Origin of the sequence: Pseudomonas sp. TH39(2020), from assembly GCF_016650715.1 — a bacterium.
In the GTDB taxonomy this organism is placed as follows: Bacteria; Pseudomonadota; Gammaproteobacteria; order Pseudomonadales; family Pseudomonadaceae; genus Aquipseudomonas; species Aquipseudomonas mandelii_C.
On the sequence record NZ_JAEKFF010000006.1, the window covers coordinates 277,516 to 299,992 of the forward strand.

Genomic DNA, 22,477 nt, shown 5'->3' on the forward strand with positions numbered 1-22,477 from the left:
AATGCCCAGCCCACTGCGCCCGGATCAACGTCGGTTTCCCCTGCACGTCCATATCAGCGTGATGTTCACTTTCCTGCTGTTGCTGACTGGCGTGGTGCTGGGCCTTTTCAACTACCAGCAAACCACGCAGATCATTCTTTCCAGCAGTGAAAAGCTCTTCAACCGCATCGAACAGGACGTCCGTCTCGACCTGCACGCCACCTATGAGCCGATTCGCCATCTGCTGACCCTGCTGGCGGAATACCCGGCGGCCCAGGCACCTGACCTTGCGCAACGCCTGGCGCTGCTCAAACCCTTCAGCCAGTCGCTGAAGGACAATCCCGACCTGGCCTCGCTGTATCTGGGCTATGGCAACGGCGATTTCTTCATGGTTCGCCCCTTGCGAACCCCCGACCTGAAAACGCTCCTCAAGGCACCGGATACTGCGGCTTATCAGGTATGGAGCATTGAGCGAACAGGCAACAGCGGTCAGGTCCGCTCCCAATCATTGTTTTTCGATCAGGATCTGGCCCTCATCAGCCGCCAGGACAACCCCGACGAAACCTACGATCCGCGAACCCGCGCCTGGTATGCCAACGCCCGCAGCGACAGCGATCAGATCACTACCGAACCCTACATTTTTTTCTCCACCCACAATGTCGGCACTACCCTTGCCCGGCGCAGCGGCGAACAGGCCGTCATGGGTGCCGACCTGACCCTGGCGGAACTCTCCGCAACCCTGGCCAAACATGTCGTGACTCCCAGTACCGAAATAGTGCTATTCGATGCTGAAGGGAATGCCCTCGCGTATCCCGACAGCAGCAAACTGATCATCGACGATCAGACTGCTCGCCTGATCAAAGCCGCCGACCTGAGCCCCAGCCTCGGCGCATTGCTCAACAATCCCCCCGCAGGTAATCGCCTGGATGTCGCCGGTCGTCAATGGATCGTTGCCCGCAGCCACATGCAAGAGGGCGGCCCCCAGGGACTGCAACTGGCGCTGCTGGTGCCGGAAGATGAGTTACTCGTCGATGCCTACCGCATGCGCTGGCAAGGCGCGCTGATTACCCTGGCCACGCTGTTGCTGTGCCTGCCGCTGGGCTGGCTGACCTCGCGGATTCTGGTTAAACCCCTGCGCGCGCTGGTGCGGGAGGCTGATGCGGTTCGCAGTTTTGACTTCAACTTTCCGGCTTCACGTCGCTCTCCCGTGCTCGAAGTCGACCAACTGAGTGTGTCGATGACTCGCATGAAAGAGACCGTGGCGAGTTTTTTCCAGATTACCGACAGCCTGAGCGCCGAGACCCGCTTCGCCCCCTTGCTGGAACGGGTGTTGTTTGAAACCGTGAAAATCGGCCAGGCCGAGGCCGGTCTGATCTACCTGCGCGAAAGTGATGGCGATCGCATGGAGCCCCATGGTCTGGTCGTCAACGGCACCTCTCAGGCATTGCCGTCATTTGATCTTCGAGGACACGATCTCCAGGCTCCGCAAAGCCCTGCATGGCTACAACAGCTGTCGAATGCCGACAACATCGTCACCACGCTGGGTTTTGAACAAGCCGGGGATTTGCAGAAGGTGTTGCTTGCGCTGGAGTGTCCCCGCGTTCACCTGATCGGTATTCGGCTGCACAATCGTCATAACGAAACCGTGGGCCTGCTGATCCTGCTGTTGGCCGATACCGGCAATCAGTGCGATCTGGAGAAACTTCGTCCGGACCGCATCGCGTTCCTCCAGGCCGTGTCCGGCGCGGCCGCCGTGAGTATTGAAAGTCAGCGTCTGCAAGCCAAACAAAAACAACTGCTGGATTCCTTCATTCAACTACTGGCGGGTGCGATTGACGCCAAAAGCCCCTATACCGGCGGTCACTGCCAGCGAGTGCCAGCGCTGACCCTGATGCTCGCCCAAGCCGCCGCTGCCAGCCAGGACCCGGCCTTCAGTGGCTATCAACCCACCGAAGATGAATGGGAAGCGCTGCACATCGCCGCCTGGCTGCACGACTGCGGCAAGGTCACCACTCCGGAATATGTGGTCGATAAAGCCACGAAGCTGGAAACCCTTAACGACCGTATTCATGAAATCCGCACCCGCTTCGAAGTGCTCAAGCGCGATGCCTGGATCAGCTATTGGCAAGCCACGGCCCTGGGCGGTAACGAGCAGCACCTGGCCGGACTGCGCAACGCCACGCTGGCAGGGCTGGACGATGATTTCGCGTTCGTTGCCCGCTGCAACCTGGGTGGCGAGGCGATGGCCGAGTCCGACCAGCAACGCCTGCGCAGCATCGCCCAACGCACCTGGATCCGAACCCTGGATGACCGACTGGGCGTTTCCTGGGAAGAGAACCGGCGTCAGGCGCGGACCCCGGCACCGACACTGCCGGTCAGCGAGCCATTGCTGGCGGACAAACCCGAGCACCTGTTCGAACGGGCCGAAGCCGAACTGATTCCGGAGGATAATCCCTGGGGGTTCAAACTCGATGTTCCGCGCTACAAATACAACCGGGGCGAGCTCTACAACCTGAGCGTTGCCCGAGGCACCCTGACCCGCGAGGAGCGTTACATCATCAATCACCACATGGTGCAGACGATTCTGATGCTCAGCCACCTGCCCTTCCCCGGTCACCTCACCAACGTCGCGGAGATCGCCGGCGGCCACCACGAGAAAATGGACGGCACCGGGTATCCCAAACAGTTGAAGCGCGAAGAAATGAGCCTGCCGGCGCGGATGATGGCGATTGCCGATATTTTCGAAGCACTGACCGCCGCCGATCGCCCCTACAAGAAAGCCAAGTCCTTGAGCGAAGCGCTGGGCATCATGGCCACGATGTGCCGGGATGCCCACATCGATCCTGAGTTGTTCGGGCTGTTCATCAACGCGCAAATCTACTTGCAGTACGCCGATCGATTCCTCGATCCCAAACAGATCGATGCGGTTGATCCGGCAAGCCTGCTGGTCAAGGCAGGCTTGCAGGCATGATCAGCAGTCGGTCAGGCGCAGGAAAATCGCCGCCAATTGCTCGATACCGGCCTGATCTTCAGCGGTAAAACGCGCCAGTTTCGGGCTATCGAGGTCCAGCACGCCGATCAGGCGACCGTCCTTGACCAGTGGCACGACCAGCTCGCTGTTCGACGCACTGTCGCAAGCGATGTGCCCGGGGAACGCGTGCACGTCCTCGACCAATTGGGTCTGCAAGGTGGCCGCCGCCGCTCCGCACACGCCCCGGCCAAACGGAATTCGTACGCAAGCGATCTGCCCTTGAAACGGGCCAAGTACCAGCTCTTCGTTGCGATTGAGGTAGAAACCGGCCCAGTTCAGGTCCTCGAGCTGGTTGAACAGGAACGCAGAAAACTGCGCGGCGTTGGCAATGAAATCCCGCTCGTCCGCCAGCAATGACTCCAATTGCGCCCACAGCATGCCGTAGCCTTCGAGGCCCTGGCCGCTCTTCTTTAAATCGATCATGCCTTGTGCTCCAACAGCTTCAGCCCGACCCAATAGCGGGCAAATTGATACGCGCAACGTCCATTGCGATTGCCCCGGCCCGTGGCCCAGCGTACCGCGAGGATGTCCAGTTCTTCGTCTCGCTGCCACTTAAGGCCCGCCTTGTCGGCCAGTTGACCGATCCAGTGTTCGACGACGTTGAGGAAGTGTTCCTGGGTAAACGGATAGAACGACAGCCACAATCCAAAGCGATCCGACAGCGCAATCTTGTCTTCCACCGCCTCGCTGGGATGGAGTTCGCCGTCCACGCGTTTCCAGTTTTCGTTATCGCTTTCCTTTTCCGGCACCAGGTGGCGGCGGTTGGACGTGGCGTACAGCAAAACGTTATCCGGCGCCTGTTCGAGAGAGCCGTCGAGCACGCTCTTGAGCACGCGATAGTCACCCTCGCCCGACTCGAACGACAGGTCATCGCAGAACAGCACGAAACGCTGGGGCAACTTGGCGATCTGTTCGACAATACGCGGCAAGTCCGCCAGGTGATCGCGCTCGATTTCGATCAAGCGCAAACCGGCTTCGGCGTGTTCGGCCAGCAAGGCGCGAACCAGCGACGATTTACCGGTACCACGCGAGCCCCAGAGCAGCGCGTGGTTGGCCGGCATGCCGTCGAGGAACTGTAGGGTATTACGCCCCAGTTGCTCCACTTGACGGTCGACACCGATCAGGTCGGTCAAACGCGTGTCTAGGCTGACTTGCAGCGGCAACAGAAAACCGCTGCGGCCCTCACGTTGCCAGCGCGCTGCGAGGCAGTGAGTCCAGTCGATGGTTTGCCGAGGTGCTGGCAGCAGCGGTTCGATACGGGCCAGAACGGCATCGGCGCGTTCAAGAAAAGCATTCAATCGGGAATCCACGTCTTCTCCTCGGGCACGTTCACAGTAATGATGGCGATACAGCAACAACACACAGCGTTCGGTGTCCGGTTCATCCCTTTGCACAAGGGCTCGCGAGAACATCGGTATCCATGCATGATCGACTATGCTTGAGCAGCGAAGGGAAACGGAAGTGGTTCAACACCCCATGGATATCAAGTTCACCAACCGGCTGTCCTACAAGCAAGCCAGGCTTACTGTGCTGGTCGGTTTCATTCTGGGCACGCTGCTCAGTCTGCTGCAAATAGGCATCGATTATGCCAGTGAAGACGCCTCCATCAACCGCGAAATCCTGTCATTGCTGGAAATCAGCCACAACCCCGCGTCCCGTATCGCCTACAACATCGACGCCGAACTCGCTCAGGAACTGACCCTGGGCCTGTTGCGCTCGCCGGCGATCATCGGCGCGCAATTGACCGACAACAACAATACCGTGCTGGCCAACGTCAAACGCCCGGGCGTGCAAAGCAGTTATCGGGTGATCAGTGACTTCCTGTTCGGCGCCAACCGACAGTTCGAAGACCGTCTCTACCTGGATCACTTGCCAACCGAATCCCTCGGCACCCTGCGCCTGGATGTCGACACCTATTCATTCGGCAACCGGTTCCTGCGTCGAGCCGAGGTGACCCTGCTCAATGGCTTCGCTCGCAGCCTGCTGCTGACTGGCATCCTGCTGGCGCTGTTCTACGTGATGCTGACCAAGCCGTTGGTGCGGGTCATCCGTGAACTTAGCAGTCGCGACCCGCGCAGCACGGAGTCGACGTCGCTGGAGTGTCCGACGGACCATGAAAACGATGAAATCGGTGTACTGGTCAAGGTTGCCAATCAACAATTCGAAAACATCGCCACCGAAATCCAGCAGCGACGCAACGCGGAAAACCGCCTGACCGACTACCTCGGGCAATTGGAGAACATCGTCTCGGCCCGCACCGCGGAACTCAAGGCGATCAACTCCCGGCTCAGCCAATCCAACGAGGAGCTGGAAGTCGCCCGCAGGACCGCCCTGGACATGGCCGAAGCGCGCTCGGTGTTCCTGGCCAACATGAGCCACGAGATCCGTACGCCGCTCAACGGCCTGCTGGGGATGATCGCGCTGTCCCTGGACGGCCCGCTCAACGCCGAGCAACAGCAACAGCTGTCCATCGCCCATGACTCGGGCAAAGTACTGGTGGAACTGCTCAACGATATTCTCGATCTGTCGAAGTTCGATGCCGGCCAACTTGAGCTCGAACATATTCCGTTCGACCTCGGCTCGCTGATCGAAGACACCGCCAACCTGCTATCGCAAAACGCCGCGCCAAGTGTCGAGCTGAGCTGCCTGATCGACCCGCAGTTTCCGGCCCTGGTGCTCGGGGATCCCACCCGGGTCCGACAGATCGTCAGCAACCTCTTGTCCAACGCCCTCAAGTTCACCCGTTTCGGTCGGGTCGATGTGCGCCTGTCGACGTTCGAGGACGGCGTCAGGATCGAAGTCTGCGACACTGGCATCGGTATCGCCCAGGACGCCCAGGTCAAGATCTTCCAGCCCTTCACGCAAGCGGGTGCCGGCATTACCCGGCAATTCGGCGGGACCGGGTTGGGCCTGGCACTGACCTACAACCTCTGCGAAGCCATGCAAGGGCGCCTCACCATCAGCTCGGAAGCAGGCTTCGGCAGCCAGTTCTGTGCGGATCTGCCGCTGCCCAGCCACACCCGCGCCCTTCCCCCCGCCTCTTTACAGGGCAAGGTCATCGCCATCACCGCCGCCAGCAGCGGTCTGGCAGAACTGTTGAGCAGTGTGTTGCCCGGCTGGGGGCTCGACTATGAGCAGCGTTCCATCGATGACTCGTTGCTGGGCCTGAACCCGGATGTTCTGATTACCGATTGTCCCGAATGCCTGTTTGGCCTGCGTCCTTCGTGTACAGCGCCCATTCTGCTGGTCACCGCTTACGGCAGTTTCATGCCCAGCGAAGAAGCCCTCGCCCTTGCCCCCTTACAGCAACAGGCGCGGCCTCTGGCACGCAACGCGCTGTACCAGACGCTACGGCGAACCCTGCAGCCGGAACTCAACACGATCAACGGTGCACGGCTCGACGCCCTCTCCCCACAACGACGCGGACGCGTGCTGCTGGTGGAGGACAATCCGGTCAACCAACTGGTGGCCAAGGGGATGCTCGGAAAACTCGGTTGCGAGGTGATTGTCGCCGGTCACGGTGGTGAGGCGCTGGATCAGCTGGAGCAGAGCGAATTCGATCTGGTGCTGATGGACTGCAACATGCCGGTGATGGACGGCTACGAGGCCAGTCGGCAAATCCGTCGCAGCGGACGCTGGCCACAGCTGCCCATCGTCGCCCTGACCGCCAACGCCATGTCCGAAGAGCGCGAACGCTGTCGTGCGGCAGGCATGAGCGATTACCTGGCAAAACCCTTCCGCCGGGAAGAGTTGGCGGCGCTGCTGGACTTGTGGGTCCCTGCTACGACAGTGCTTTGATTTGCCCCAAAAGGTGATCAAGACCATCGCGCAGAGCATTCAGGCGATCCAGATCCACACCGCTGTCGCATAACAGACGAGCCTTGAGCGGCCCGACCTGATCACGCAAGGCCTTGCCGGTTGGCGACAGGCTCAAGTGCACTTCACGCTCGTCCCGCGCCGAGCGCTGACGCTGAACCAGTTGCAGTTGCTCAAGACGCTTGAGCAACGGCGTCAGCGTGCCGGAATCCAGCGCCAGGCGTTCGCCCAACGCCTTGACCGTCGGCTGCTCTGGGGCTGCCTCCTGCCATTCCCACAACACCAGCATCGCCAGGTATTGCGGGTAGGTCAGGCCGAGCTGATCGAGCATCGGCTTGTAGGCGCGGATCACCGCCCGGGAAGCGGCGTACAGCTTGAAGCACAGTTGACTGTCAAGCTTCAGGGAATCGACTGACAAGGTGTTCATTTGAGCAGGGCTTCGATCTCGCGGGTCAGGTCCTGCGGCTTGGTCGCGGGGGCGAAGCGCTTGACCAACTGGCCATTCTTGCCAATAAGAAACTTGGTGAAATTCCACTTGATGCCCTGGGAGCCCAGCACACCCGGCGCGCGCTTTTTCAGTTGAACGAACAGCGGATGGGCATCGGCGCCATTGACCTCAATCTTTTTGAACAGCGGAAAACTGACGCCGAAGTTCAACTCGCAGAACTCGGAAATCGCCCCTTCGTTGCCTGGCTCTTGCTTGCCGAACTGGTTACACGGAAAACCCAGCACCACCAGACCTTGATCCTTGTAGGTCTGCCACAACTCTTCAAGGCCTTTGTACTGCGGGGTGAAGCCGCATTTGCTCGCGGTATTGACCACCAACACGGCCTTGCCGGCGAAATCCGCCAGGGTCTTTTGCTCACCCTTGATGGTGGTGCAAGGGATGCTCAGCAGGTTGTCGCTCATGGTTAGGACTCAAAATGAGGGAAGATGAGACAAACATAGCGAGCAATTGAATTGCGTGCAATTTAATAAATCAATCGTCGATCAACTGTAGAAGCTGCCGAAGGCTGCGATCTTTTCGGGTTCACTTGAAATCGAAGCGAAAGATCAAAAGATCGCAGCCTTCGGCAGCTCCTGCAGGGCTCGCATTACGAGCGCGGTACCAGGTCCAGGCACACCGAGTTGATGCAATAACGCAGGCCGGTCGGCGGCGGGCCGTCCGGGAACACGTGCCCCAGGTGCGCTTCGCATTTGGCGCAGACCACTTCGGTACGGATCATGCCGTGGCTGACATCACGGATCTCGACCATGGCGCTGTCGCCGATTGGTGCGTAGAAGCTCGGCCAGCCGCAGCCGGAGTCGAATTTGGTCTTGGAATCAAACAGCGGCTCGTTACAGCAGATGCAGTGGTAAACACCGTCGGTTTTGGTGTCGTTATATTTGCCGGAGAACGGTCGCTCGGTGCCCTTGAGGCGGCAAACGTTGTACTGCTCCGGGTCGAGCATTGCTTTCCATTCTTCCAGGGTTTTTTCCAACTTTTCCATCGTCACACCTCAGCAGTTGAAAAAGCCCGATCTGTACCTTTTCCACGGATCGGGCGGCACGTATGATTGCGCCTCGTCAAACGCCAGTCTGGCAGCCAGACCACGCGCATTCAAACGGATTTATGGGTGCTGCCTCTCAAGGCGTCAGGCCTGTGTGAATACGCAGGATTCCCAGTACGGTCGTTCATACGCCGCCTGGATCGTTCATTTTCGGGAACACATCGCCATGCAGGTCAGCAAATCGAACAAGCTCGCCAACGTCTGCTACGACATTCGCGGCCCAGTGCTCAAGCACGCCAAACGCCTGGAAGAGGAAGGCCATCGCATCCTCAAGCTGAACATCGGCAACCCGGCGCCTTTTGGTTTCGAAGCGCCGGATGAAATCCTCCAGGACGTCATCCGCAACCTGCCGACTGCTCAGGGCTACAGCGATTCCAAAGGCCTGTTCAGCGCCCGCAAGGCCGTGATGCAGTACTACCAGCAAAAGCAGGTAGAAGGCGTCGGCATTGAAGACATCTATTTGGGCAACGGCGTTTCCGAGCTGATCGTGATGTCGATGCAGGCCCTGCTCAACAACGGCGACGAAGTGCTGGTGCCGGCCCCGGACTACCCGCTGTGGACCGCCGCGGTGAGCCTGTCGGGCGGCAACCCGGTGCATTACCTGTGCGACGAGCAGGCCAACTGGTGGCCGGATCTGGCCGACATCAAGGCCAAGATCACCCCGAACACCAAAGCACTGGTGATCATCAACCCAAACAACCCGACCGGCGCGGTGTATTCGAAAGAAGTCCTGCTGGGCATGCTGGAACTGGCCCGTCAGCACAACCTGGTGGTTTTTTCCGACGAGATCTACGACAAGATTCTGTACGACGATGCCGTGCACATCTGCACGGCTTCCCTGGCGCCAGACCTGCTGTGCCTGACGTTCAACGGTCTGTCCAAGTCTTATCGCGTGGCCGGCTTCCGTTCTGGCTGGATCGCCATTTCCGGCCCGAAACACCACGCCCAGAGCTACATCGAAGGCATCGACATGCTGGCGAACATGCGCCTGTGTGCCAACGTACCGAGCCAGCATGCGATCCAGACCGCCCTCGGCGGCTACCAGAGCATCAATGATCTGATATTGCCCAACGGACGACTGTTGGAACAGCGCAATCGCACCTGGGAACTGCTCAACGACATTCCCGGCGTGAGCTGCGTCAAGCCAATGGGCGCGCTGTATGCGTTCCCACGGATCGACCCGAAAGTCTGCCCGATCCATAACGACGAGAAATTCGTGCTCGACCTGCTGCTGTCGGAGAAGCTGCTGGTGGTGCAAGGCACCGCCTTCAACTGGCCATGGCCGGACCACTTCCGTGTGGTGACCCTGCCGCGCGTGGATGACCTGGACATGGCCATCGGACGTATCGGCAACTTCCTCAAGTCCTACCGCCAATAAGCTGACTGTCACCGTGCGACGGCTTGAGAAAGTCGCACGGTGATTAATTCAGCAACATATCTTTGCGCCCTGCCGCACATCGTTGCTTGAAGCGCTCAATGATGACTCGCTGTGTGCTCGTGTCTAACAACGACGGGGGCCTGGGCGATTAATCGGCTGACAAACTCCTCCGGCGCCTGCGTCGGAAATGCCCTGCAAGCAGCTAGACTGTTGCCGTAGGACACAGTTTGAAATAGTCACCCGGTTGAATAGCCCGGGTCAGCACCTTATATACCCCGCAGTACGCTACATCTTTAGCATGAGGAGATTTCTACAACCATGATGCGCATCCTGCTGTTTTTGGCCACTAACCTGGCGGTCGTGCTGATTGCCAGCATCACCCTGAGCCTTTTCGGCTTCAACGGGTTCATGGCGGCCAACGGGGTTGATCTCAACCTCAATCAGCTGCTGATTTTCTGTGCGGTCTTTGGTTTCGCCGGTTCGCTGTTCTCGCTGTTCATCTCCAAGTGGATGGCGAAGATGAGCACCAGCACCCAAATCATCAGCCAGCCGCGCACACGTCACGAGCAATGGCTGCTGCAAACCGTCGAGCAATTGTCCCGGGAAGCCGGGATCAAGATGCCCGAAGTCGGTATTTTCCCGGCCTACGAGGCGAACGCCTTTGCCACCGGCTGGAACAAGAACGACGCGTTGGTCGCGGTCAGCCAAGGGCTGCTCGAGCGTTTCTCGCCAGATGAAGTGAAAGCCGTTCTGGCCCACGAAATCGGCCACGTAGCCAATGGCGACATGGTCACCCTGGCATTGGTCCAGGGCGTGGTGAACACCTTCGTGATGTTCTTCGCACGGATCATCGGCAACTTTGTCGACAAGGTGATCTTCAAGAACGAAGAAGGCCAGGGCATCGCCTACTACGTGGCGACCATCTTCGCCGAACTGGTTCTGGGCATTCTGGCCAGCGCCATCGTCATGTGGTTCTCGCGTAAACGCGAATTCCGTGCAGACGAAGCCGGTGCACGTCTGGCCGGCACCGCCGCAATGATCGGCGCCCTGCAACGCCTGCGTGCCGAACAGGGGCTGCCGGTGCACATGCCGGACACCCTGACGGCTTTCGGCATCAACGGTGGCATCAAACAAGGGTTCGCCCGCATGTTCATGAGCCACCCGCCGCTGGAAGAGCGCATCGACGCACTGCGTCGTCGGGGCTGAGACGTTCCGCACTAAAAGAAAAGGCCCGCATTGAATGCGGGCCTTTTTTTGTCTGCTTGAATGTTGTGGTGCTCATTCTGGCCCCTTCGCGAGCAGGCTCGCTCCCACAGTGGACCGAGTCGCTCAGGCGGACGCTGTCTACTGTGGGAGCGAGCCTGCTCGCGAAGGGGCCACAGAACAAACAACATCATTTACCGAGTAGAAACCCGATAAACCCGCTCTTCAAGCCGCGTAACACCGCTTTCCAGGAACTTCCAGCTCTCGCCCAGAACGTCCTGGTCCTCCAGAATCTTCAACTCCCACGAAGCACCGAATAACTGTTGTACTTCGTCATCCAGCACGGCAAACGGCGGACCGTCCATTTGCGTCTGCTCGTAGTCCAGGGTAATCAGCAGCCCCAACGAATCCTTCGGCACAATCCGCTTCAGATGCTCGGCGTATTGCTCCCGCATCTTCGGTGGCAAGGCGATCAACGCAGCGCGGTCGTACAGCGCACTGCAATCGGCGACATCGCCGGCCGTCAACGCGAAGAAATCACCACACCAGATCTCGATCGAGCCTGCCCGATAGACAGTAAACGGGCCTTGGTCGCTGACGTCCGGGTCAAATTGGTGCTCGTGGAAAAAGTCTTCCACCGCTTTTTCCGACAGCTCGACGCCCAACACCTCATGACCGCATTTCGCCAGCCACAGCAGATCCAGGCTTTTCCCACATAGCGGCACCAGTACGCGCGAGCCCTCTTCCAGGCCCAGCTGCGGCCAGTACCGTTGCAGATATGGATTCACTTCCGGCAGGTGGAAGCCGATCTGATTCGACGTCCACCGCTTGTGCCAAAACTCCGGCTGCATAATTAATCCCGAAAATTCGATCAAAAGACTCTAAAACTTATATTAGATTTAGATCAATGATCTGACTGAAGATGGTGCCATCTTACCCCTCAGGAGCTCATTCATGTTCCCCAGCCTGTACATATCCCATGGCTCGCCCATGTTGGCACTGGAACCGGGCGCCAGCGGGCCTGCCCTCGCTCGCCTGGCCGCAGAATTGCCGAAACCCAAAGCCATCGTAATTGTTTCTGCGCATTGGGAAAGCAATGAGTTGCTCGTCAGCGGCAATCCCCAGCCTGAAACCTGGCATGACTTCGGTGGCTTTCCGCAGGCGTTGTTCGACGTGCAATACCCGGCGCCCGGCAATCCACAATTGGCCGCAGAGGTTGTCGAACTGTTGAAGAGCGATGGCCTGCCCGCACGCATCGACGCCGAACGGCCGTTCGACCATGGTGTCTGGGTGCCCTTGTCATTGATGTATCCACAAGCCGACATCCCCGTGGTGCAAGTCTCGCTGCCCACCCGCGGCGGCCCGGCCCTGCAAACCCGCGTCGGTCATGCTCTGGCCAGTCTGCGCGAACACGGCGTGCTGCTGATCGGTTCCGGGAGCATTACCCACAACCTGCGCGAACTGGACTGGCACGCCGGTCCGGAAAGCGTCGAACCCTGGGCCCAGGCATTTCGTGACTGGATGATCGAAAAACTCGCTGCCAACGACGAAACCGCGTTGCACGATTACCGTCAGCAAGCACCGAATGCCGTGCGCAACCATCCCAGTGATGAACATTTGTTGCCGTTGTACTTTGCGCGCGGTGCGGGAGGGACATTCAGCGTGAGCCACAAGGGATTCACCATGGGCGCCCTGGGCATGGACATTTACCGATTTGGGTAATGATAGAACCGAGGCCTGTGGCGCCCAGGCTCAGACCACATCGACCCCGACATGAATCGCATCGTGCCGCCAAAACTCCAGATCACAATCGATCAACCGCTCATGCTGATCGTAATTGACCCGAGCGATGCGCAACCCCGGACTCCCCACCGACACCCGTAAAGCCGCCGCCGCATCCACCGACAACGCCGTCGGCACAATCTCGAAACGCACCCGCCCATAGTGCAAGTCGTAGTGCCGCGCATACAGCTCGGTAATCGACTGATTCAAATCGAAATCCAGAATCCCCGGAAAAAACTGCGGATTCAAATAGTGCTCCACATACAACACCAGCCGCTCATCAATCCGCCGTGCCCGACAAATCTGAATCACACTGGACAACGCCGGCAACTGCAACCAGGCACAGACCGCCGCCGACGCCGGTTGCAATCGCGCCGAAATCACCTCGGTGGACGGCACTCGCCCCTGTGCACTGACCATCGCGTGAAAGTGACTGCGCTGCATCAGGTTATAGGCCAGGCGCGGTGGCGACACGAACCAGCCACGGCGCTCCTCCCGATAAATCTGCCCTTGGGCTTCCAGTTGCAACAACGCTTCACGCACGGTGATCCGGGTGGTACCGAACAACTCACTGAGCTTGCGCTCGGCCGGCAGTTTGCTCCCGGGCGCCAACAGGCCATGGTCGAGCTGTTCCTGCAGAACCTGCCCGATGGCTGTCACCGCTTTGGTTGTCTCGATGCGCATCAACGTTACCTATCTGGACTAGACCAGCACTGTTTCGGGGCGGAACTGCGATTCAAATCGGTTCCCTCAACTCCCGACAAGCCTAGGCACTGCACATGACTGACAGATGACAAAGCCGCCGAACGGTTGATCCAGACACCTGCAAATTCACGGCCAAGTCCTTTTATATCAGCCTATTAGCCATGGTCTACGCTTACTCCGAAGCCTGAGCATTGCCGCTCAAGAAATATAGGCCGACCGATCGTCGACATCAAAATGTCATCAGAGGCGCCTAAATTGGCTCAGGTATTGCTGACCTAGACCAACACAACCGCAATCGCAGCGTTGAAAACGCCCAAAGGAGCTTCGGATGAAACAGCTTTTCCTGGCCTCACTGTTAGGCTCGACCATTGCCATGTGTACCGCCGCGATGGCGGCTGATAGCGATTTGAAAACCCTGGAAGCCGCGGCGAAAGCGGAAGGTGAAGTCAACAGCGTCGGCATGCCCGACAACTGGGCCAACTGGAAAGGCACCTGGGATGACCTGGCCAAGAACTACGGCCTGAAACACATCGATACCGACATGAGCTCGGCTCAGGAAATCGCCAAGTTCGCCGCTGAAAAAGACAACGCCACGGCCGATATCGGTGATGTCGGTGCAGCGTTCGGTCCGATCGCGGTGAAGCAAGGCGTTGTACAACCTTACAAGCCAAGCACCTGGGATCAGATCCCGAGCTGGGCAAAGGATAAGGACGGCAACTGGGCGCTCGCCTACACCGGCACCATCGCGTTCATCGTCAACAACAAGTTGCTGCACGGCTCCGACGCTCCGACCAAATGGGCTGACCTTAAAGACGGCAAATACAAAGTCTCCATCGGTGATGTGAGCACCGCTGCCCAAGCCGCCAATGGTGTTCTGGCTGCCGCGCTCGCCAATGGTGGCAATGAGAAAAATCTCCAGCCGGCGCTGGATCTGTTTTCCGAGATCGCCAAGCAAGGCCGCCTGTCGATGGCCAACCCGACAATTGCCACCATGGAAAAGGGTGAAATCGAAGTCGGCGTGGTCTGGGACTTCAACGGTCTGAGCTACAAGGCCAAAATGGTTAACCCGGATGACTACACCGTGCTGATTCCATCCGATGGCTCGGTGATCTCCGGTTACACCACCATCATCAACAAATACGCCAAGCACCCGAATGCCGCCAAACTGGCCCGCGAATACATCTTCAGCGACGCCGGCCAGACCAATCTGGCACGCGGTAACGCCCGTCCGATCCGCGCCGAGCATCTGACTCTGCCGCCCGAGGTTCAGGCCCAGTTGCTGCCTAACGAGCAGTACAAAAAGGTCACGCCGATCAAGGACGCAGATGCCTGGGAGAAGACCTCCAAAGCCCTTCCGCAGAAGTGGCAGGAAGAAGTCATCGTCAACATGAAGCAGTAATGCGGTAGATCCCCATCTGGAGATCTGATGGAGATCCAATGTGGGAGCGAGCTTGCTCGCGATGACGGCTGAACATTCGACGCAGATGTTGAATGTCATACCGCTATCGCGAGCAAGCTCGCTCCCACAGGGATTCGTTGCGTACTTGAATCATCTGTTTGCGGAGTCATCGCCCCTATGAAGCACAACGTCATCCTTGTCGTGCTCGACGGCCTCAATTACGAGGTCGCCCGTCACGCCATGGGGCACCTGCAGGCTTATGTCGGCGCAGGACGCGCGGCGCTCTACAAACTGGAGTGCGAACTGCCGGCCCTGTCCCGACCGCTTTACGAGTGCATCCTGACCGGCGTCACGCCGATCGACAGTGGCATCGTTCACAACAACGTCTCACGCCTGTCCAACCAGCGCAGCATCTATCACTACGCCAGCGATGCCGGCCTTGTAACCGCCGCCGCGGCCTATCACTGGGTCAGTGAGCTGTATAACCGCTCGCCGTTTGTTGCAGCGCGGGATCGTCACACCGACGACCCGGACCTGCCAATCCAGCACGGTCATTTCTACTGGAACGATCACTACCCGGACTCGCACCTGTTCGCCGACGCTGAAAACCTGCGCCTGCGCCATGCGCCGAATTTTTTACTGGTCCACCCCATGAACATCGACGACGCCGGGCACAAGCACGGCCTCGACACCCCGCAATACCGCAACAGTGCCCGCTCGGCTGACATTATTCTGGCCGACCACCTGCAAACCTGGCTCGACGCCGGGTATCAGGTGCTGGTGACCGCCGACCACGGCATGAACAACGACCGCTCGCACAACGGCCTGCTGCAGGAAGAGCGCGAAGTACCGTTGTTCGTGCTCGGCGACGCTTTCAGCTTCAATGCCAACGCCGCACCGAAACAGACTGAAATCTGCGGCACCGTCTGCGAACTGCTGGGTGTGGCCCACGACAAACCTGTGTGCTGGGAGCTGCTCAAGTGAACACCATGACGCGCGGAAAATGGCTGGCAGCCTTGTGCCTGGTGCCTTTTGCACTGTTCTTTATCGTGTTCCAGATCGCGCCGCTGTCCTGGGTGATGATCAACAGCCTGCAATCGGAAGAGTTCGGCTGGGGCATTGCCAACTTCACCAGGATCTTCAATTCGAAGTTCTATCTGCAGGCGATCCAGTTCAGCCTCGAGATCAGTTTCTGGTCCAGCGTGTTCGGGATCATCATCGCGGTGCTCGGCGCCTACTCCCTGCGCCGGGTCGACTCGAAACTGCGCAACTTCGTCAATGCCTTCGCCAACATGACCAGCAACTTTGCCGGCGTGCCTTTGGCTTTCGCGTTCATCATTCTGCTGGGCTTCAACGGCAGCTTCACCATCATGCTCAAGCAGGCCGGGATTATTCAGGACTTCAACCTGTATTCGAAAACCGGGCTGATCATTCTCTACACCTACTTCCAGATTCCGCTGGGCGTGTTGCTGCTCTACCCGGCCTTTGATGCCCTGCGCGAAGACTGGCGTGAATCCGCCGCGCTGCTCGGCGCCAATGGCTGGCAGTTCTGGCGGCACATCGGTTTGCCCGTGCTGACCCCGGCGCTGCTCGGTACGTTTGTGATCCTGCTGGCCAACGCCCTGGGCGCCTACGCCACGGTGTACGCCCTGACCACCGGCAACTTCAATGTGCTGACGATCCGTATCGCGGCGATGGTTTCCGGCGACATCTCCCTGGACCCGAACCTGGCCAGTGCCCTGGCTGTGGTGCTGGTGGCGTTGATGACCCTGGTGACCATCGTGCATCAGCTGCTGTTGAAGAGGAGCTACCATGTCTCGCGCTGAACTGGGTCCCGTCGGTGTCTATCACCGGGTGGTGGTGTATTTGCTGTTCGCCATACTGCTACTGCCGTTACTCGGGACGCTGATTTACTCGATCGCCAGCAGTTGGTCGGCGACTATTCTGCCCAGCGGCTTCACCGTTAAATGGTACGTGGAGCTGTGGAGCGACCCGCGGTTTCTTCATTCATTCGGTCAATCGCTGCTGGTCTGCGTCGGCTCGCTGATTCTGTCCGTGGTGCTGATTCTGCCGTTGCTGTTTGTGGTGCATTACCACTTCCCGAAACTCGATGCCCTGATGAACATCCTGATCCTGCTGCCCTTCGCGGTGCCGCCGGTGGTGTCGTCGGTGGGTCTGTTGCAGCTCTATGGTTCCGGGCCGTTTGCGATGGTCGGGACGCCGTGGATTCTGATCGGTTGTTATTTCACCGTGGCGCTGCCGTTCATGTACCGGGCAATCACCAACAACCTGCAGGCGATCAACCTGCGCGACCTGATGGACGCCGCCCAACTGCTCGGTGCCAGCACCTGGCAAGCGGCGTTCCTGGTGGTGCTGCCAAACTTGCGCAAAGGTTTGATGGTGGCGTTGCTGCTGTCGTTCTCGTTCCTGTTCGGTGAGTTCGTGTTCGCCAACATTCTCGTGGGAACCCGCTACGAAACCCTGCAGGTCTACCTCAACAACATGCGCAACAGCAGCGGCCACTTCACCAGTGCGCTGGTGATTTCCTATTTCTTCTTTGTGCTGGTTCTGACCTGGGCTGCCAATATCTTGAACAAGGACAAAAGCCAATGAGCTTCGTCAGCGTCCAACACCTACTGAAAAGCTACGCAGGCACCACGGTGTTCAGCGACATCAACTGTGAAATCCAGAAGGGTGAGTTCGTCACCCTCCTCGGCCCATCCGGTTGCGGCAAGTCCACACTGCTTCGCTGCATCGCCGGGCTGACCTCGGTGGATGGCGGCAAAATCCTGCTCGATGGCCAGGACCTCGTTCCGTTGAGCCCGCAGAAACGCGGGATCGGCATGGTGTTCCAGAGCTACGCGCTGTTTCCGAACATGACCGTTGAGCAGAACGTCGCCTTTGGTTTGCGCATGCAGAAGGTCAACGCCGACGACAGCCATAGGCGTGTTGCCGAAGTACTGAAACTGGTGGAACTCAACGACTTTGCCGCGCGTTATCCGCATCAACTGTCGGGCGGCCAATGCCAGCGAGTCGCCCTCGCCCGCTCGTTGGTGACCCGGCCTCGTCTGTTGTTGCTGGATGAACCGCTGTCGGCCCTCGACGCGCGGATTCGCAAGCACTTGCGCGAACAGATCCGTCAGATCCAGCGTGAACTCGGCTTGACCACGATCTTCGTCACTCACGATCAGGAAGAAGCCCTGACCATGTCCGACCGGATTTTCCTGATGAATCAGGGAAAGATCGTACAAAGCGGTGACGCCCAGACCCTTTACACCGCCCCTATCGACTTCTTTGCCGCAGGTTTCATCGGCAACTACAACCTGCTGGATGCCGACAGCGCCACAAAACTGCTGCAGCGACCAATTACCCACCGCATCGCGATTCGCCCGGAAGCCATCGAGCTGAGCCTGAACGGCGAACTCGATGCACAAATCCGCAGCCACAGCCTGTTGGGCAACGTGATTCGCTACCGGGTCGAAGCCCGGGGCGTGGAATTGGTGGTGGATGTGCTGAACCGCTCGGCGGCCGATTTGCATCCCGATGGTCAGCGTCTGGCGCTTTCCATCGATCCGACGGCCCTGTGTGAGGTAGCCTGATGACTTTGCTGATGTTGAAGAGAGAACCGCACTGATGGCCCTGGCAATTTTTGATTTGGACGAAACCCTGATCCACGGCGACTGCGCCACCCTTTGGAGCGAGCAAATGGGCCGCCTGGGTTGGGTCGATCCCGAGTCGTTCATGCGTCAGAACAACGAACTGATGGACGCCTACAGCCACGGAAAACTGAGAATGGAGGAGTACATGACCTTCAGCCTGGAGCCGATGATCGGGCGCACGCCGGAAGAGGTCGACCATTTGGTAGGGCCGTGGGTGGAAGACTTCATCGAGCCGATCATTTTCAGTGACGCCACCAAAGCCATTGCTGCCCATCGCAAGGCCGGTGATCGGATTTTGGTGATATCGGCATCGGGTACGCATCTGGTGAGGCCGATTGCCGATCGTTTGGGCGTTGACGAGATTCTCGGCATCGAGCTGGAAGTGGCTCATGGGGTTTATAGTGGCCACACCGTTGGCACGCTGACCTACCGCGAAGGCAAGATCACTCGTTTGCTGGAGTGGCTGGATGCGGAAGAGGAAAATCTGGAAGGCGCGAGTTTCTACTCAGACTCACGCAATGATTTGCCGTTGCTGCTGAAAGTAGATTTCCCACACGTGGTAAACCCGGATCCGGTGCTGCTTGAACACGCAGAAAAAGCCGGCTGGCCGATCCATATCTGGAAATAACCCATACCCCCTGTGGGAGCGAGCCTGCTCGCGAAGGCGGCGTGTCATTCAACTTATGTGTTGAATGTAAGTCCGCTTTCGCGAGCAGGCTCGCTCCCACAGTGATTACACCAGGCTTTCGTCGATCACCAACACCAACTTTCCCGACACCTGATTAGTCGCCAACTCCGCAAACGCCGCTTCGGCATCCTTGATCGCAAAGGTCTTGGCCAATTGCGGGCTTAAACGCCCTTCAGCAAACAGCGGCCAGACATGTTGGCTGAGATCGCTGAACAGATCCGCCTTGAACTGATCGTCGCGACTGCGCAATGTCGAACCCAGCAGTTGCACGCGCTTGGCCAGTACCTGCGCCAGATCCAGCTGCGCCTCACGACCTCCCATCAGGCCGATCAGCACCCAACGACCATCGAGCGCCATCAGTTTCAGATTCAACGCGGCGTAGTTGCCGCCCACCGGGTCGAGAATCACATCGAACGGCCCCAGGTCGCTCAAGCTGTCCAGATCCCCGTTGCGCACGACCCCACCTTGGGCGCCCAGCGCTTCGCAGTAAGCCAAACGCTCGGCGGAACCGACGCTGACCCAGCACGGGTTACCAAACGCCTTGCACAGCTGAATGGCAGCTGAACCGATTCCACTTGCTCCGGCGTGCAGCAGAACTTTCTCACCCGGCTTGAGCGCAGCCAGTTGAAACAAATTCAGCCAAACGGTCGCATACACTTCCGGCAACGCTGCCGCCTCAGCCAGGGACAAACCTTCGGGAACCGGCAACACATGCCGTCCGTCGACAACTACCTCCTCGGCCATCCCGCCCCCGGCCAGCAAGGCGCAAACCCGATCCCCGACTTGCCAGGACGAGCCTGGCCCCACCTCGCTGATTACCCCCGAACACTCAAGACCCAGTACCTGACTGGCTCCCGGCGGTGGCGGATAAAGACCCGCCTTCTGTAACAAATCGGCTCGATTGAGACCCGCTGCCGCCACTCGAATCCGAACTTGTCCTACATCGCATGTAGGACTGGGCTCTTCAACCCACTCCACTTGACCTTCAACGCCTTGCAATGCTTTCACAGTGCCTCCATAGTGAGTCTGGACTGAGCCCGTTGCTGTAGCGCCGGGCTTTCTTGCATTATGCGACCGGCCCTGGGCCTATACGAAAGCTAGCAGGCAGTTTTCGTACAGAGACTAGTGGTACCGGCGACTTCAAAGACGGCCTAATATGCGTGATCAATTGTCCCCGCGTCGAATCAGCATGAAGCATTTTTTCCCCAGCACCGCCCTAGCCCTATTCATTGGTATCGGTCTGTTGCCGATGTCGACCAATTCGTTTGCAGCCAATAGCTGGGACAAGCTTCAGCCTGATCGTGACGAAGTGATCGCCAGCCTGAACGTCGTCGAATTGCTAAAGCGCCATCACTACAGCAAGCCGCCGCTCGATGATGCGCGCTCCGCGATCATCTATGACAGCTACCTCAAGCTGCTGGACCCGTCGCGCAGCTACTTCATGGCCAGCGACATTGCCGAATTCGACAAGTGGAAAACCCAGTTTGACGACTTCCTCAAAAGCGGCGACCTGAACGCCGGGTTCACCATCTACAAGCGCTACCTGGACCGCGTCAAAGCGCGTCTGGACTTCGCCCTTGCCGAGTTGAACAAAGGCGTCGACAAGATCGACTTCACCACCAAGGAAACCTTGCTGATCGATCGCAAGGACGCCCCTTGGCTCAAGTCCACCGCCGAACTCGACGACCTGTGGCGCAAACGCGTCAAGGACGAAGTCTTGCGGCAGAGGATCGCGGGCAAGGACTCCAAGCAGATTCAGGAAACCCTGACCAAGCGCTACAAGAACCAATTGACGCGCCTGGACCAGACCCGTGCGGAAGACATCTTCCAGGCTTACATCAATACCTTCGCCATGTCCTACGACCCGCACACCAACTATCTGTCGCCGGATAACGCGGAGAACTTCGACATCAACATGAGCCTGTCCCTCGAGGGCATTGGCGCCGTGTTGCAGAGCGACAACGACCAGGTGAAAGTCGTACGCCTGGTACCTGCCGGCCCGGCCGACAAGACCAAACAAGTCGCACCGGCCGACAAGATCATCGGCGTTGCCCAGGGCAACAAAGAAATGGTCGACGTGGTCGGCTGGCGCCTGGACGAAGTGGTCAAATTGATCCGTGGGCCAAAAGGCACCGTGGTGCGCCTGGAAGTGATCCCGGCCAGCAATGCGCCGAACGACCAGACCAGCAAGATCGTCCCGATCACCCGCGAAGCGGTGAAGCTTGAAGACCAGGCGGTGAAGAAGTCGGTCCTCAACCTGAAACAGGACGGCAAGGACTACAAACTCGGCGTCATCGAGATCCCGGCCTTCTACCTGGACTTCAAGGCTTTCCGTGCTGGCGATCCGGATTACAAGAGCACCACTCGCGACGTCAAGAAACTGCTGACCGAGTTGCAGAAAGACAAGGTCGACGGCGTGGTCATCGATCTACGCAACAACGGCGGAGGTTCCCTGCAGGAAGCCACCGAGCTGACCAGTCTGTTCATCGACAAAGGTCCAACCGTTCTTGTGCGTAATGCCGATGGCCGGGTCGATGTGCTGGAAGACGAGAACCCGGGTGCCTTCTACAAAGGGCCGATGGCGTTGCTGGTCAACCGTTTGTCTGCCTCGGCTTCGGAGATTTTTGCCGGCGCCATGCAGGACTATCACCGCGCGTTGATCATAGGCGGCCAGACTTTCGGTAAAGGCACCGTGCAGACCATTCAGCCGCTGAACCATGGCGAACTGAAACTGACCCTGGCCAAGTTCTACCGGGTTTCCGGCCAGAGCACCCAGCATCAGGGCGTACTGCCGGACATCGATTACCCGTCGATCATCGACACCAAGGAAATCGGCGAAAGCGCACTGCCTGAAGCCATGCCGTGGGACACCATCCGCGCAGCCATCAAGCCTGCGGTCGACCCGTTCAAGCCGTACATTTCGCAGCTCAAGTCCGAGCATGACGTACGCTCGGCCAAAGACGCGGAGTTCGTGTTCATCCGCGACAAACTGGCCCTGGCGCAGAAACTGATGGCGGAAAAAACCGTCAGCCTCAATGAAGCCGACCGTCGTGCACAACACGCCGATATCGAAGCCAAGCAACTTGCCATGGAAAACATCCGTCGCAAGGCCAAGGGTGAAGAGCCGCTCAAAGAGCTGAAGAAAGAAGACGAAGACGCGATCGCGGCCGAGCCAGACAAGACCAAACCAGAAGACGATGCCTACCTGAGCGAGACCGGGCGGATTCTGCTGGACTACCTGAAACTCAATACCGCGGTAGCCAAGCACTAAGTTGTTACAAGCAAGA

The 22,477-nt window shown here is 58.7% G+C and carries 20 protein-coding genes; 12 read left to right on the top strand and 8 right to left on the bottom strand.

Annotated elements, in window-relative coordinates; genetic code table 11:
• The first annotated feature begins 1 nt into the window (after window position 1).
• Window positions 2-2,950, top strand: a complete 2,949-nt coding sequence (locus tag JFU47_RS09205; RefSeq protein WP_201182599.1) for an HD domain-containing phosphohydrolase — start codon at window positions 2-4, stop codon at window positions 2,948-2,950.
• Here the strand turns inward: JFU47_RS09205 and JFU47_RS09210 are convergent, their stop codons facing one another.
• Together JFU47_RS09210 and JFU47_RS09215 are read right to left on the bottom strand one after the other, a co-directional pair.
• Window positions 2,951-3,433, bottom strand: coding sequence for a GAF domain-containing protein (locus JFU47_RS09210; RefSeq protein WP_201182601.1), 483 nt, complete (start codon window positions 3,431-3,433; stop codon window positions 2,951-2,953).
• Entirely contained in the window at window positions 3,430-4,320 is an 891-nt protein-coding gene (locus JFU47_RS09215; RefSeq protein WP_140683416.1) for an ATP-binding protein, read from the bottom strand. Before JFU47_RS09215 ends, JFU47_RS09210 begins: the two co-directional genes overlap by 4 nt.
• Before the next feature lie 166 nt (window positions 4,321-4,486).
• Here JFU47_RS09215 and JFU47_RS09220 point away from each other — a divergent pair, with 166 nt between their 5' ends.
• Window positions 4,487-6,808 (top strand): hybrid sensor histidine kinase/response regulator, encoded by a 2,322-nt coding sequence (locus JFU47_RS09220; RefSeq protein ID WP_274609987.1) that lies wholly within the window; start codon window positions 4,487-4,489, stop codon window positions 6,806-6,808.
• Here JFU47_RS09220 and JFU47_RS09225 read toward each other — a convergent pair.
• The 3 genes from JFU47_RS09225 to msrB form a co-directional block, all read right to left on the bottom strand.
• The gene (locus JFU47_RS09225) at window positions 6,792-7,253 is read right to left on the bottom strand and encodes a MarR family winged helix-turn-helix transcriptional regulator (RefSeq protein ID WP_140683410.1); all 462 of its coding nucleotides are present in this window, start codon (window positions 7,251-7,253) and stop codon (window positions 6,792-6,794) included. The genes JFU47_RS09220 and JFU47_RS09225 overlap by 17 nt on opposite strands.
• On the bottom strand, window positions 7,250-7,735 hold the full coding sequence (locus JFU47_RS09230; protein ID WP_201182605.1) for a glutathione peroxidase: 486 nt from the start codon (window positions 7,733-7,735) through the stop codon (window positions 7,250-7,252). The genes JFU47_RS09225 and JFU47_RS09230 overlap by 4 nt, the downstream gene beginning before the upstream one ends.
• Before the next feature lie 185 nt (window positions 7,736-7,920).
• Window positions 7,921-8,316 carry a peptide-methionine (R)-S-oxide reductase MsrB gene (gene msrB / locus JFU47_RS09235; protein WP_140683407.1) on the bottom strand — a complete coding sequence of 132 codons (396 nt, stop codon included), beginning with the start codon at window positions 8,314-8,316 and terminating at the stop codon, window positions 7,921-7,923.
• 226 nt (window positions 8,317-8,542) lie between these two features.
• On the opposite strand from msrB, the gene JFU47_RS09240 reads away from it, so the two are divergent.
• Together JFU47_RS09240 and htpX are read left to right on the top strand one after the other, a co-directional pair.
• Window positions 8,543-9,754 (top strand): pyridoxal phosphate-dependent aminotransferase, encoded by a 1,212-nt coding sequence (locus JFU47_RS09240; protein ID WP_111452405.1) that lies wholly within the window; start codon window positions 8,543-8,545, stop codon window positions 9,752-9,754.
• Window positions 9,755-10,072: 318 nt separating this feature from the next.
• A complete protein-coding gene (gene htpX, locus JFU47_RS09245) occupies window positions 10,073-10,960 on the top strand; it encodes a protease HtpX (RefSeq protein ID WP_008145865.1) in 888 nt (295 codons plus the stop codon).
• A 191-nt stretch (window positions 10,961-11,151) separates the two neighbouring features.
• Here htpX and JFU47_RS09250 read toward each other — a convergent pair whose 3' ends face one another.
• Window positions 11,152-11,808 (bottom strand): thiopurine S-methyltransferase, encoded by a 657-nt coding sequence (locus tag JFU47_RS09250; RefSeq protein WP_201182607.1) that lies wholly within the window; start codon window positions 11,806-11,808, stop codon window positions 11,152-11,154.
• Between the two features lie 103 nt (window positions 11,809-11,911).
• On the opposite strand from JFU47_RS09250, the gene JFU47_RS09255 reads away from it, so the two are divergent.
• The gene (locus tag JFU47_RS09255; RefSeq protein WP_201182609.1) at window positions 11,912-12,679 is read left to right on the top strand and encodes a DODA-type extradiol aromatic ring-opening family dioxygenase; all 768 of its coding nucleotides are present in this window, start codon (window positions 11,912-11,914) and stop codon (window positions 12,677-12,679) included.
• 30 nt (window positions 12,680-12,709) lie between these two features.
• Here JFU47_RS09255 and JFU47_RS09260 read toward each other — a convergent pair whose 3' ends face one another.
• Entirely contained in the window at window positions 12,710-13,423 is a 714-nt protein-coding gene (locus JFU47_RS09260) for a UTRA domain-containing protein (RefSeq protein ID WP_008145862.1), read from the bottom strand.
• Window positions 13,424-13,772: 349 nt separating this feature from the next.
• Here JFU47_RS09260 and JFU47_RS09265 point away from each other — a divergent pair, with 349 nt between their 5' ends.
• The 6 genes from JFU47_RS09265 to JFU47_RS09290 all read left to right on the top strand — a co-directional run bounded on the left by JFU47_RS09265 (window position 13,773) and on the right by JFU47_RS09290 (window position 19,130).
• Window positions 13,773-14,843, top strand: coding sequence for an ABC transporter substrate-binding protein (locus JFU47_RS09265; protein ID WP_201182610.1), 1,071 nt, complete (start codon window positions 13,773-13,775; stop codon window positions 14,841-14,843).
• 177 nt (window positions 14,844-15,020) lie between these two features.
• Window positions 15,021-15,827, top strand: coding sequence for an alkaline phosphatase family protein (locus JFU47_RS09270; protein ID WP_201182612.1), 807 nt, complete (start codon window positions 15,021-15,023; stop codon window positions 15,825-15,827).
• 5 nt (window positions 15,828-15,832) lie between these two features.
• The gene (locus JFU47_RS09275; RefSeq protein WP_161990853.1) at window positions 15,833-16,669 is read left to right on the top strand and encodes an ABC transporter permease; all 837 of its coding nucleotides are present in this window, start codon (window positions 15,833-15,835) and stop codon (window positions 16,667-16,669) included.
• Window positions 16,656-17,456 carry an ABC transporter permease gene (locus JFU47_RS09280; RefSeq protein WP_201182614.1) on the top strand — a complete coding sequence of 267 codons (801 nt, stop codon included), beginning with the start codon at window positions 16,656-16,658 and terminating at the stop codon, window positions 17,454-17,456. Before JFU47_RS09275 ends, JFU47_RS09280 begins: the two co-directional genes overlap by 14 nt.
• Window positions 17,453-18,442, top strand: coding sequence for an ABC transporter ATP-binding protein (locus JFU47_RS09285; RefSeq protein WP_134419123.1), 990 nt, complete (start codon window positions 17,453-17,455; stop codon window positions 18,440-18,442). The genes JFU47_RS09280 and JFU47_RS09285 overlap by 4 nt, the downstream gene beginning before the upstream one ends.
• Before the next feature lie 34 nt (window positions 18,443-18,476).
• On the top strand, window positions 18,477-19,130 hold the full coding sequence (locus JFU47_RS09290) for an HAD family hydrolase (protein WP_140894289.1): 654 nt from the start codon (window positions 18,477-18,479) through the stop codon (window positions 19,128-19,130).
• Window positions 19,131-19,235: 105 nt separating this feature from the next.
• On the opposite strand, the gene JFU47_RS09295 is transcribed toward JFU47_RS09290, so the two are convergent.
• Window positions 19,236-20,198, bottom strand: coding sequence for a zinc-binding dehydrogenase (locus tag JFU47_RS09295; RefSeq protein WP_201182616.1), 963 nt, complete (start codon window positions 20,196-20,198; stop codon window positions 19,236-19,238).
• Window positions 20,199-20,379: 181 nt separating this feature from the next.
• Here JFU47_RS09295 and JFU47_RS09300 point away from each other — a divergent pair, with 181 nt between their 5' ends.
• Window positions 20,380-22,461 (top strand): carboxy terminal-processing peptidase, encoded by a 2,082-nt coding sequence (locus JFU47_RS09300; RefSeq protein WP_201185180.1) that lies wholly within the window; start codon window positions 20,380-20,382, stop codon window positions 22,459-22,461.
• Window positions 22,462-22,477 lie beyond the last annotated feature (16 nt).

Coding starts and splice junctions, on each gene's coding strand:
- JFU47_RS09205 (WP_201182599.1), top strand. CDS start 2: ATGCCCAGCCCACTGCGCCCGGATCAACGTCGGTTTCCCCTGCACGTC.
- JFU47_RS09210 (WP_201182601.1), bottom strand. CDS start 3,433: ATGATCGATTTAAAGAAGAGCGGCCAGGGCCTCGAAGGCTACGGCATG.
- JFU47_RS09220 (WP_274609987.1), top strand. CDS start 4,487: ATGGATATCAAGTTCACCAACCGGCTGTCCTACAAGCAAGCCAGGCTT.
- JFU47_RS09225 (WP_140683410.1), bottom strand. CDS start 7,253: ATGAACACCTTGTCAGTCGATTCCCTGAAGCTTGACAGTCAACTGTGC.
- JFU47_RS09230 (WP_201182605.1), bottom strand. CDS start 7,735: ATGAGCGACAACCTGCTGAGCATCCCTTGCACCACCATCAAGGGTGAG.
- msrB (WP_140683407.1), bottom strand. CDS start 8,316: ATGGAAAAGTTGGAAAAAACCCTGGAAGAATGGAAAGCAATGCTCGAC.
- JFU47_RS09240 (WP_111452405.1), top strand. CDS start 8,543: ATGCAGGTCAGCAAATCGAACAAGCTCGCCAACGTCTGCTACGACATT.
- htpX (WP_008145865.1), top strand. CDS start 10,073: ATGATGCGCATCCTGCTGTTTTTGGCCACTAACCTGGCGGTCGTGCTG.
- JFU47_RS09250 (WP_201182607.1), bottom strand. CDS start 11,808: ATGCAGCCGGAGTTTTGGCACAAGCGGTGGACGTCGAATCAGATCGGC.
- JFU47_RS09255 (WP_201182609.1), top strand. CDS start 11,912: ATGTTCCCCAGCCTGTACATATCCCATGGCTCGCCCATGTTGGCACTG.
- JFU47_RS09260 (WP_008145862.1), bottom strand. CDS start 13,423: ATGCGCATCGAGACAACCAAAGCGGTGACAGCCATCGGGCAGGTTCTG.
- JFU47_RS09265 (WP_201182610.1), top strand. CDS start 13,773: ATGAAACAGCTTTTCCTGGCCTCACTGTTAGGCTCGACCATTGCCATG.
- JFU47_RS09270 (WP_201182612.1), top strand. CDS start 15,021: ATGAAGCACAACGTCATCCTTGTCGTGCTCGACGGCCTCAATTACGAG.
- JFU47_RS09275 (WP_161990853.1), top strand. CDS start 15,833: ATGACGCGCGGAAAATGGCTGGCAGCCTTGTGCCTGGTGCCTTTTGCA.
- JFU47_RS09280 (WP_201182614.1), top strand. CDS start 16,656: ATGTCTCGCGCTGAACTGGGTCCCGTCGGTGTCTATCACCGGGTGGTG.
- JFU47_RS09285 (WP_134419123.1), top strand. CDS start 17,453: ATGAGCTTCGTCAGCGTCCAACACCTACTGAAAAGCTACGCAGGCACC.
- JFU47_RS09290 (WP_140894289.1), top strand. CDS start 18,477: ATGGCCCTGGCAATTTTTGATTTGGACGAAACCCTGATCCACGGCGAC.
- JFU47_RS09300 (WP_201185180.1), top strand. CDS start 20,380: ATGAAGCATTTTTTCCCCAGCACCGCCCTAGCCCTATTCATTGGTATC.